The sequence below is a fragment of the Streptomyces sp. NPDC002676 genome (genome assembly GCF_053592455.1).
Genome location: NZ_JBSFVT010000053.1, coordinates 1 through 9286 on the forward strand (window position 1 = coordinate 1; position 9286 = coordinate 9286).

Annotated in this window: 9 protein-coding genes and 2 pseudogenes; 5 read left to right on the plus strand and 6 right to left on the minus strand. The window is 68.7% G+C overall.

What is annotated here, in order from left to right; genetic code table 11:
- Positions 1-322 precede the first annotated feature (322 nt).
- The 4 genes and pseudogenes from ACWD3E_RS42870 to ACWD3E_RS42885 form a co-directional block, all read left to right on the plus strand.
- The gene (locus tag ACWD3E_RS42870; RefSeq protein ID WP_451392879.1) at positions 323-871 is read left to right on the plus strand and encodes a hypothetical protein; all 549 of its coding nucleotides are present in this window, start codon (positions 323-325) and stop codon (positions 869-871) included.
- A 1356-nt stretch (positions 872-2227) separates the two neighbouring features.
- Positions 2228-2644 carry a hypothetical protein gene (locus ACWD3E_RS42875; RefSeq protein ID WP_451392880.1) on the plus strand — a complete coding sequence of 139 codons (417 nt, stop codon included), beginning with the start codon at positions 2228-2230 and terminating at the stop codon, positions 2642-2644.
- 297 nt (positions 2645-2941) lie between these two features.
- Complete coding sequence (locus ACWD3E_RS42880) at positions 2942-3076, plus strand: hypothetical protein (protein ID WP_451392881.1); 135 nt, start codon at positions 2942-2944, stop codon at positions 3074-3076.
- A 239-nt stretch (positions 3077-3315) separates the two neighbouring features.
- Positions 3316-3726: pseudogene (locus ACWD3E_RS42885) on the plus strand (transposase); the annotation flags it as partial.
- A 21-nt stretch (positions 3727-3747) separates the two neighbouring features.
- On the opposite strand, the gene ACWD3E_RS42890 reads toward ACWD3E_RS42885, so the two are convergent.
- A complete protein-coding gene (locus ACWD3E_RS42890) occupies positions 3748-4599 on the minus strand; it encodes a transposase (protein ID WP_451392882.1) in 852 nt (283 codons plus the stop codon).
- Between the two features lie 356 nt (positions 4600-4955).
- Between ACWD3E_RS42890 and ACWD3E_RS42895 the strand changes: the two genes are divergently transcribed.
- Positions 4956-5756 carry a hypothetical protein gene (locus tag ACWD3E_RS42895; RefSeq protein ID WP_451392883.1) on the plus strand — a complete coding sequence of 267 codons (801 nt, stop codon included), beginning with the start codon at positions 4956-4958 and terminating at the stop codon, positions 5754-5756.
- Positions 5757-5901: 145 nt separating this feature from the next.
- On the opposite strand, the gene ACWD3E_RS42900 is transcribed toward ACWD3E_RS42895, so the two are convergent.
- The 5 genes and pseudogenes from ACWD3E_RS42900 to ACWD3E_RS42920 all read right to left on the minus strand — a co-directional run.
- A complete protein-coding gene (locus tag ACWD3E_RS42900; RefSeq protein WP_451392884.1) occupies positions 5902-7161 on the minus strand; it encodes a PP2C family protein-serine/threonine phosphatase in 1260 nt (419 codons plus the stop codon).
- 196 nt (positions 7162-7357) lie between these two features.
- A pseudogene (locus tag ACWD3E_RS42905) lies at positions 7358-7927 on the minus strand (FAD-dependent oxidoreductase); the annotation flags it as partial.
- Positions 7928-8092: 165 nt separating this feature from the next.
- Positions 8093-8527 (minus strand): DUF2267 domain-containing protein, encoded by a 435-nt coding sequence (locus tag ACWD3E_RS42910; RefSeq protein WP_451392885.1) that lies wholly within the window; start codon positions 8525-8527, stop codon positions 8093-8095.
- A gap of 75 nt (positions 8528-8602) precedes the next feature.
- A complete protein-coding gene (locus ACWD3E_RS42915) occupies positions 8603-8998 on the minus strand; it encodes a DUF2267 domain-containing protein (protein ID WP_451392886.1) in 396 nt (131 codons plus the stop codon).
- Between the two features lie 103 nt (positions 8999-9101).
- Positions 9102-9286, minus strand: a 185-nt coding sequence (locus ACWD3E_RS42920) for an Hsp20/alpha crystallin family protein (RefSeq protein ID WP_451392887.1), incomplete at its 5' end; no start/stop codon positions are given.

The following is a 9286-nucleotide window of genomic DNA, read 5'->3' on the forward strand; positions in this document are numbered from 1 at the left end:
CAAGCAGAGGGCCACACGTCACGACGTCGGAAAGACGGTCAAACGCTCCGAGTCAATCAAGGAACACCAAGCCCGACGAGGATAAATGCCAAGCTCAGGTGATCTATCAGTTGTGCTGGACCTGACCTGCGCTACAGCGGTGCAGGCGCTTTCCGTCTGCAGAGTTGAGCATCCGCGTTCCCCGCGGCTCCCTGCACGATCTGGCACGGATCAGGGCGCCTACGGGCTACGTTAATCTCCGATCATGGCTTTGCGACCTGATGAGTTCTACGACCACGCACGTGCGGCCGCGGATGGTGAGCTTCGGCTTCCGTTGGCACGGATGACCAGCTGGGACATAAGCCCGTTCGAGCCTGACGGACTTCGCGTCGCGCCGCTGTGCCCGCCCGTTCTGCCCGAGCCGGAACGGCACGGCGAGGACCCGGCGAACTGCGATGTGTGCCGCGCCCGAGACGAAGGCATCTGGTTCAACGAACGATGGCGACTGGCTCGGGTCACGGGCGTCGGTGTGCCTCTGGTGCTGATGCTGTACTCCCGAGACCACTGCGATATGGCGGATCTGTCCGACGAAATGGCCGCCGAACTGGGGGTGCTCACCACTCACATCGTCCGCCATGTGCAGGCACTGCCGCATATCTCCCGAGCCCACGTCTACCGGTTCGGGGACGGAGCCGCACACCTGCACATCTGGTTCTTCGCCCGGCCCGAGGGGCAGGCCCAGCTGTTCGGGTCGTGGCTGCCCGTCTGGGACGACCTTCTGCCGGAATACCCGGCGGACGTAGCCGACGCTGACGCGGCGGCCGTCGCTGACGCATTGGTCACCTCGTACGGAGGCCGCCGCTCACCCGCCGACGCACAGATGCACGTCTGAGGCTTCCGCACGATCTCATTGGCCGGTCTACTGATCAAAGGTCTCGCTGACCAGCGGGGCTGAAGAAGCCCACGGCTCTGACCAGCTCAGATGCCGTGGGCTTCCGTCGTTGTCGGTCGGCGTCGGCTGACGTCGGACGGCCCAGGGGCGGCCCGGGTTCGGTCCAGTGCGAGGGCTGGCGTGAGCTGCCCCAGGCACTCACCCGCTCACCTCGGAACCGCGAATGGAGTATTCGGAGTCGTGTCGTGTCGTGGATACAGCCAAGTCGAGATCCAACTCCTGTCTCCCCTGGGCGGGCTCTGCGTTGTTCGGAGCTGCTGTGGGCTGCGTCGCCTGGTCCCTGATCGTCTGGGCGCGCGCGTCTTGCGACGCGGGTTACGAGACCTTCACCGGCGCACGCTGACCCGCGGTCCGGACGGGCGCTGGCAGAACCCACCTGTCGGCGCCGCCGGACGGCGGCCGGGCCGTGTCGCTGCTCAGCCGATCGACAGTTGGACCGGCCGCGACACGATCAGAAGCACCGCTATCACGGCACCGACCGTCACGACGAGGGCCACCAGACGGGCCGTGCGGTTCCTGTGGGCGATGGCGAAGCGGACCGTACGGCCCGTCTCCTGTTCACGCTCATGGTCATCACCTCCTGTTGTGGGCTACCGGCAAAACAATGCGTCCGGCTCCGCGGCTTTGAGACGGATCGATACGCTTTGCTACGGAGTGACACACCGTGGACCAGCACCGCAGCAGGGGGCGCCAGTTGGCCATCAGACCGAAGCCGGACAGCATTCCGCCCGGCCCTTTGGACGACTACGTCACCTGGCTGTGGAAACTGCATTCCGATGCGGGGGCTCCGTCCGTGAGGACCATGGCGACGGAGCTCAGCCGGCACGGTCCGCACGTGGACCCCTCGACCCTGCAACGGCACATGAAGAAGGCGCCCGCCAACACGGCTCTCGTGTACCAGCTGGTCCAGTACCTGGTCGAGCGGCGGCCGGCGGGCGCGGGCACCGAGGCGGACGTGGACCGCGCCCACAACCGTCTCGCGGAGTTGCTCCTGTCCCTCGCCGGAGGTGACACGCGGGCCGGCGCCGACGAGGTCGCCCGCGCACCGGCCCAGTCGGCTCGGGCCGGGAACCCCCTCGCCGAACCGCCTCCCTCGAGACGCCTCGCGCCGGGACGCCTCGCGCCGTGCCGCTTCCCGCCGTGCCAGTTCCTGCGGAGACGGCAACCGTGCAGACGAAGCCGAAGCGACGCAGGCCGAGCGGCGCATCGCGGGCCACCGATCCCGGCCGGCCACGCACTCGCCGAACCTCCGCGATGCCCCCCGACCCTGTGCCCGGGCCCCAGGCGGAGCTGCTGTTGACCTCGATCGCGGACTACTTCGAGGACATCGGCCGCGGCTGTTCGCGGCGGCGGCACGGGCTCGTCGTGGGTGCCGGCGCCAGTCTCGTCCCCGCACTGGCGCTGCTTCCCTGGTGCGAAACGATCGACTTCCTGGAGGGCGACCGCGACCATGTCGCCTACTTGTCCCACCAGCTCGCCGGCTACGGGCCCCTCTGGGACGCCTACTGGGACCTGCTCCGCCATCACCCGTCCTACGGGCCGCACTTCGATCCACGGGGGAGGCTTCGCGACATCACCACAATCCGGATCGGCGATCCCTGCAACGCCCTGGCCGACGGCGTGGGGTGCTGGACGATCGGCATCATGTTCCACGTCCCGGGGGAATCAGTGGTGTCACCGGGCAGTGGCGGGAGCGCGCGACACTCTTCCTGAAAGCACTGGGCCCAGGAGCGCCCTTCGCCCTCACCTTCGCCGGACCGGAGACGGGCCAGCAGCTCGTCATCGACACGGTGAAGCCCCACGCCGTGAACTGGCAGAGCACCCTCTCCGGACCGGAGCACGGGGTGCCGGGCCGGAAAACCCCGATGATCGTGGTCACAGGGACACGGATCAGCTGAAGGCGTCGGGGCGCGCACACGCCCCTCTCAGCCCTGCCCGCCCCCGCCTCGGCCCTCTTGGCTGTGTCGATTTCTGAGGGAGTCGTTTCGGCGTCACTTCAGGAGTCGTTCTGTGGCGAGCATCAAGATCGATGTCCGCCGCCGCTCCGCGCTCGGGGATCCGGGGGTGGGGAAGACGGTGGCGGTGCAGCAGGCGTTGTATCTGCTGCCGTCCAGGGTGCCGGTGTGGGGGCGGTGGCCGGGGTGAAGCCAGAGGTCGTTTTCACCTGTACTGCCGATTTATATGGCGGTTCTTGGAGTGTGGGATTGCGGTGCGGAGGAGGTAGCGGGTGTGGTTGGGGCTGGTGGGCTGGGCGGGGTGACGGGTGGGGTGGGATGTGGCTTGTTCTTGTCTTGTCCCAGGGTGCCTGGTCTTCGGGGCTGTGTGCTTCTGTCGCCGCTGCTGTGCGCCTGGGTGCACTCGATCCGGAGCGATACGCCGGAAGCATGCCGACGCGACGCCCGTATCCGAGTGATCTGTCCGATGCCCGCAGGGAGTTGATCGAGCCGGTGCTCTCGGCCTGGCGCTTCGAGCGCCGCGGCAGGGCCCTGGACTTCGGCCGGCCGCCCGAGCACGATCTGCGCGACATCATGGACGCGATCTTGTATGTGGACCGCACCGGCGTGCAGTGGCGCTAGTTCCCGCATGACTTCCCGCACTGGAACACGGTCTACGGCTAGGTCGCCAAGTGGCAGCAGGAAGGAGTGTTCGCCCAGCTCAACGGCCTGCTCAGGCAGCTGCTGCGGGAGAAGGAAGGACGGGACGCCGAGCCATCGGCCTGTGTGATCGATGCCCAGAGCGTCAAGACCTCCAGCAGCGTTCATGCCTCCAGCCAGGGCATCGACGCAGGGAAGAAGACAACCGATGCGGAAGAACTGTCAAGCGACCGCCGGGAGTTGGTTGTCTGCTGGGGTGGGGAAGGCGATCGCTTCGCTGGAGTAGACGCGGTGGGCCAGGCAGTGGTGGAGGCAGTCGATCAGGCGATTGAAGAGATTGCGCTGGGCGGCGGTGTGGCGGTCTCCGGCCTCACGGCGTCGGTCGTAGTGCGCTCTGGCGCCGTCTGAGTGGGCCATGGCCGAGAAGGCCCATACGTATCCGACGGCGGCCAGTCGCTGGTTCTTGACCCGGCGTGCAAGGACGGCCACGCTCTTGCCGGAGGCCCTGGTGACCGGGGCCGAACCGGCGTAAGCCTTCAGGCCTCTGGCGTCGGCGAGGCGGGATCGGTCGTCACCGATCTCGGCGAACACCCGGGCGCCGCTGAGCGCGCTGAGCCCTGGGAAGCCGGTGATGATCTCGGCGTCCGGGTGTTTCACAAAAGACTCTGCCGTGGCCTCAGCGAGATCGTCCGCACTGCTGCAGGCGGCGTCGAGTTGTCCCAGGAGCACAAGGGTCTGACGGCCCATGGCCTCTTCAACTAGTGGAAGTTGGCGCATCTGCGGGGCACGGAGCGCGGTCTGGAGCCGTTCCGCCTCGGCGTCGATGGTGTTCCTGCGGCCGGCCTTCTTCAGTAGCGACCGCAGCTGGGTGCGGGTCAGCCGGGCGGCCTGAGCAGGAGTGGGAGCGGCGGCCAGCTCACGCAGATAGCTGTCCGGGATCCCGAAGGACCAGTCCTCATTTCCTTCGGCCAGCGGCGAACGGGTCAGCGTGAGACGGGCGCGCAGGTCATCGAGGACCTCGTCGGCAACATGGATCGAGGTGGGCTCCAGGGGGAAGGCGTGCGGGATGGTCATGCCGTGTTCCTTACTGGACGGGGGAAGCGGTGCCGTCGGCCTGTTGGGTGGTGGGCGGCGAGCCGGGCCATTTCTCGGCTCGAGCCGACCGGCCGGACGGCCGATGCACGCCGATCAGCATGACACCTGGAGGTGCTGGCGCAGGGAGACAAGCCGCTTTTAGATGCGTGTACTTGGCCTTTCGCTGGGACTGAGCGGGGCTGCACCGGGCCAGGAACCGTGGGTGCCGTACGGGCGTCTCTGCCGCCACAAGTGGCGAGCACCGTCCGGCAACAATGATCTGGGGGACATCCGCGATGGCCCGGAAGACCCGAAAGACCCGAAGAACCTGGAAGACCTGGAGATCCTGGCGAGCGGTGACCACCGCTCTCGCCATCCTGATCGGCCTGACCGCCGCCGGGGCGGTACCCGCCTCCGCCGACCCGGGCGGACCGGTCGCGCCCAACCTGGACCAGCACTGCGCCGTGCAGAACAGTGGCAGCGGTCCCATGACGATCGCGATACCCGTCGACCGGATCACCCTCAACGTCGAGTCCGTCGGTTACGCGCCCGCCAACTCCACCATCACCGCCTTCTACACCATCAGCGGCAGCACCAAGACCGCCACCGCCACCGGCGCGTTCGACACCGTCAGGAAGAACGCCACGTTCAACTTCTCGGTGGCCAACCCGCTACCGGGCGCGACACTGACCGTCACCTACCAGGTGTGGTGGCACGACCTCGGCGTCTACTACAGCAACTTCGTGACCGCTCCGCTGGCTCCCTGCACCCTGGACAACGCCACCTACGCCGACGCCTCGACGTGGAACGACTACGTGATCGAGACCGGCGTCTGGCAGCGGTGCGAGACCGTCGACATCGGCGTCGGTGGCAGGCACGCCTATGTCCGTGAGGACATCGTGACGGTGGACGTCGCGCACGGTTCGTCCTACTGGCCCTCGTGGTACGAGGGCCGGTCGGTCTGGGCCGACTACTGGATCGTCGGCCAGAAGACCTACACCTCGGGAGCGTCCGGTGTCTTCGACTCCGACGGCAAAGCCACACTGTCGTTCGTGATCACCGCTCCGACCACCGGCGCCGAACTCGACGTGCTGGCAAGCGGCCAAGCGGGCTCGCGCACCTTCCCCTCCCACTCCTGGGCCACCATCGCCTGCTGAGCGTGCGAAATGACCTGGAGCCCTCTGGGCGCACTGAAGGCCCTCGTCGCGGGTCCGGCCGTCCTGACCGCCGCCGACGCATCGCCCGCCTACGCCGGTCTGGACGGCCCGGTGTCGCCCGACATGGACCAGGGATCGGGGATCGTCAGGACGTTTCCTCCAGACGGACGACGACCAGGGCGATGTCGTCGCCTGCGCCGCTGGTGAGGCCGAGGCGGGCGAGGAGGGCGTCGGCGAGGTGTTCCGGGCCGAGCTCGGTGCAGGTGGCGAGCGTGGTGGTCAAGCGGGTCAGGCCGGTGTCGATGTCCTCATCGCGGCGTTCGATCAGGCCGTCGGTGTAGAGGATGAGGGTGTCGCCGGGGTTGTAGGTGGTGGTGGCCTGGGGGCGCGGGACGTGTTCGGGGCGGGCGCCCAGTGGTGGGTCGGTTGCCTGGTCGAGGAGGTCGCAGGTGCCGTCCGGGTGCAGCAGGACGGGCGGGGGGTGGCCGGCGCTGCTGTAGATGAGCAGATGGCTGTGGCAGTCGACGAGGACCTGTACGGCGGTGGCGGCCAGTGCTCCCTCGACCGAGCGCGCGTACAGCCCCAGGACCTCCAGCGCCTGGGCGGGGCCGTGGACGGCGTGGGTGGTGGCGCTCATGGCGCTGCGGAGCATGCCCATGACGGTGGCGGCCGTCAGCCCGTGGCCGACCACGTCACCGACCGCGACGGTGAAGCGCCCTGGGGGCAGGTCGACCGCGTCGTACCAGTCGCCGCACACGTTCAGTGATCCGGTCGCGGGCAGGTAGCGCACGGCGATGTCCGGGTGCCGGGCGAGGTCCGGGGTTTGGAGCATGGTTTCTTGCAGGGCGACGGCGATGCGCCGTTCACGGGCGTGGGCCTGCCGCAGTTCCTCGTTCAGCCGCTGCAGCTGCCGCGCACGGGCATACAGCTCGGCCTCCATGGCCGCTTCCCGGCCGGGGCTGACCGACGGCAGGTGCTCCGTGCGGCGGGCGAGGACGACCTCGGTCATGTCCTCGGACCGGTGGATGATCCAGGCGACCTTTCCGTCCGGGCCGAGGACCGGCACGTTGATCGCGGTCCACCACCGCTCCTTGAACACGTCGGGGCTGCCGGGGACCGGGATGTCGTACTTCTGTAGCGCCATGTGATCGGTCTGACCGGAGGCCAGGACCCGGTGCAGTGAGGCTTTCAGCGTCACCACCCCGTCGGCCTCCGGGTCGGCGGGGTTGTCCGGGAAAACCTCGAAGAGATACTGCCCGACCAGCTCACCCCGGCTGCGCCCGGTCACCTCGCAAAACGCCCGGTTGGCGTCAGCGATCACCAGGTCCGTGCCGAGCATCAGGCACGGGCTCGGAAGAGCGGCGAACACCGCCGTGTAGTCGATCTCCGGTCCCGTCACACGCATTCCCTGCGGGCTGCTCTCTCCTCAATCTACGAAAGGCCCAGCTCCCGCGCCCGCCGAGCCGACTCATGGGTTCTCGGCGTAGTCGTCGGCCGGCCGGCAGACGTGGAAGCCGTGCTCGCGCAGCGGGCCGACATCGCCGACGGCCTGGCCCTGGCCCTGGTGCTGGTGCTGGTGCTGGTGCTCTGGCGCTTGGCAGTCAGGATGGCTGGACTCGATCGAAGTGGGCGAGGGCTTCGGCGGGGTCCGGGCTCACGAGGCGTTCCAGACCGGCCATCGTGATCTTCGCCCACCTGCCGGCCCGTGCCCACATCTGTTCCTCGAAGGCGCGGACGGCCTCGTCGGGATCTTCAGGGCCGGTGGCGATGGACTCGGCGAGTTCGGCGCCTTCCGGCATCGCGAGGTTCGCGCCCACCACCAATGGGGGCATCAGATGCGCGGCGTCGCCCAGCAGCGTCACCCCGGGGACGTGGGTCCAGGTGTGGGAGACGGGCAGGACGTAGAGGGGGCGGTGTGCGAAAGCGGTGCCGTGGCGGAGGAGGTCGAGGACGGGAGCGGCCCAGCCGTCGAACAGAGCCAGCAGACTCGATCGCACGGCCTCGACGTCGGCCAGGTCCAGGTTCGTGTGCCAGTCCAGGGGCGCGCGGAACCGGGCGTACACCTTGACATGCCCGCCGCTGTTGCGCTGGGCGACGAGCAAGCGGTTCACGCCGTACACAGCCACGGAACCGTCGCCGACCAACCGGGCGAGGCCGGGGTGGCGGGTGTCGGATCGGTGCTCTTGGAGGTTGTGTTCGCTGTTTTGGTGAGGGCGCAGGTTGCGACGGGGGCAAGTGCTGTGGTGGCGGTGGCTGATCGGGCGAGAGTGAGGCGCTGGCGGGGCGGGCAGCGGTGCGGAGGTCGCGTCCGCCCCGGCTTTGCTCGTCGTTGCCGTCTAGGCGGCTCGGGTGAGTTCGGCGCGGCCGAACAGCAGTGCGTGGCCGGAGGGGAGCTGGCGCAGGATGCGGGTCAGCAGGTCGGGGCCGGCGTAGGCGGCGACGGCGGAGAGGACGGATCCGGTGTCCCAGCGGGTGGTGGCCTGGGAGGCGCCGGTGCGGGCGGCGAGGTCCTTGACGAAGGCCCAGCCGCCCAGCGGCTGGGTGTCGGGGATCTGGGCGGTGAGGATGCGCGCGGCTTCGACGGGGAGACGGGCGGCCAGTTCGACGCGTTCGTCACCGGTCAGCTGGCGTCCCAGTCCCGAAAGGACGAGGCGGACGGCTTCCTCGGCCTTCTTGCGGGTGGGGTAGGCGCCTTCGTAGCGGACCTTCTCCAGCATCTGCTCGTACGCCCTGCCGTAGGGCTGCTGGAGCGGTGCACTGTGGTCGGACATCACTGCGGTGGTTGCCTTTCTGTCACCAGGTCGTGGTGGCCGGTGTGCGGTCACCGGGTCACCGGGGGTGGGTGGTCAGGTTTGCTGGGGGCGGCCGAAGAGGAGGTCGTAGCCTGCGGGGAGCTGGAGCAGGATCTGTTTGAGGAGGTCGTCGTCGGTGGCGTCGGCGACCGTGGACAGGACGGCGCTGACATCCCAGGCCGCGGTCTGTTCGGTCGCGCCCTCGATCCAGGCCGCGGTCGCGCGCACGAATCGCTCCGGGGGCAGCGGCTCGGCGCTCTGCAGCGGGTTGAGGAGGATCAGGGCGAAGCCTTCCGGCAGACGCGCCGCCAGCTGGGCGCGTACCTCGCCGACCAGGTGTGCGCCCAGCAGGGCGAGCACCACGCGGGCCGCGCGTTCGGCTTCCTGCGGGGTCTCGTACTTGCCGCGTTCCTTCACATGGTCGAGGAACGCTTCCCGTCGCATCGTCACGTCGGCCGTCACCCCTTTCTCGGTCCCACCGGGGTGCGGAGGACAGGTTGGGGGGGATCAGGTACCCGTCCTCCGCCGCTGTTCAGCCCTCATCGGGTCCGGCTCAGCCGGAGATCTCCTTGCGGCCCGATCCGACGCCGATGGCGATCTTGCGGGGCTTGGCGCGCTCGGCGATCGGGATGCGCAGGGTGAGCACGCCTGCGTCGTAGTCGGCCTGGATGTGCTCGGTGTCGAGCGTGTCGGCGAGGACGATCTGGCGGGAGAAGACGCCCAGCGGCCTCTCCGACA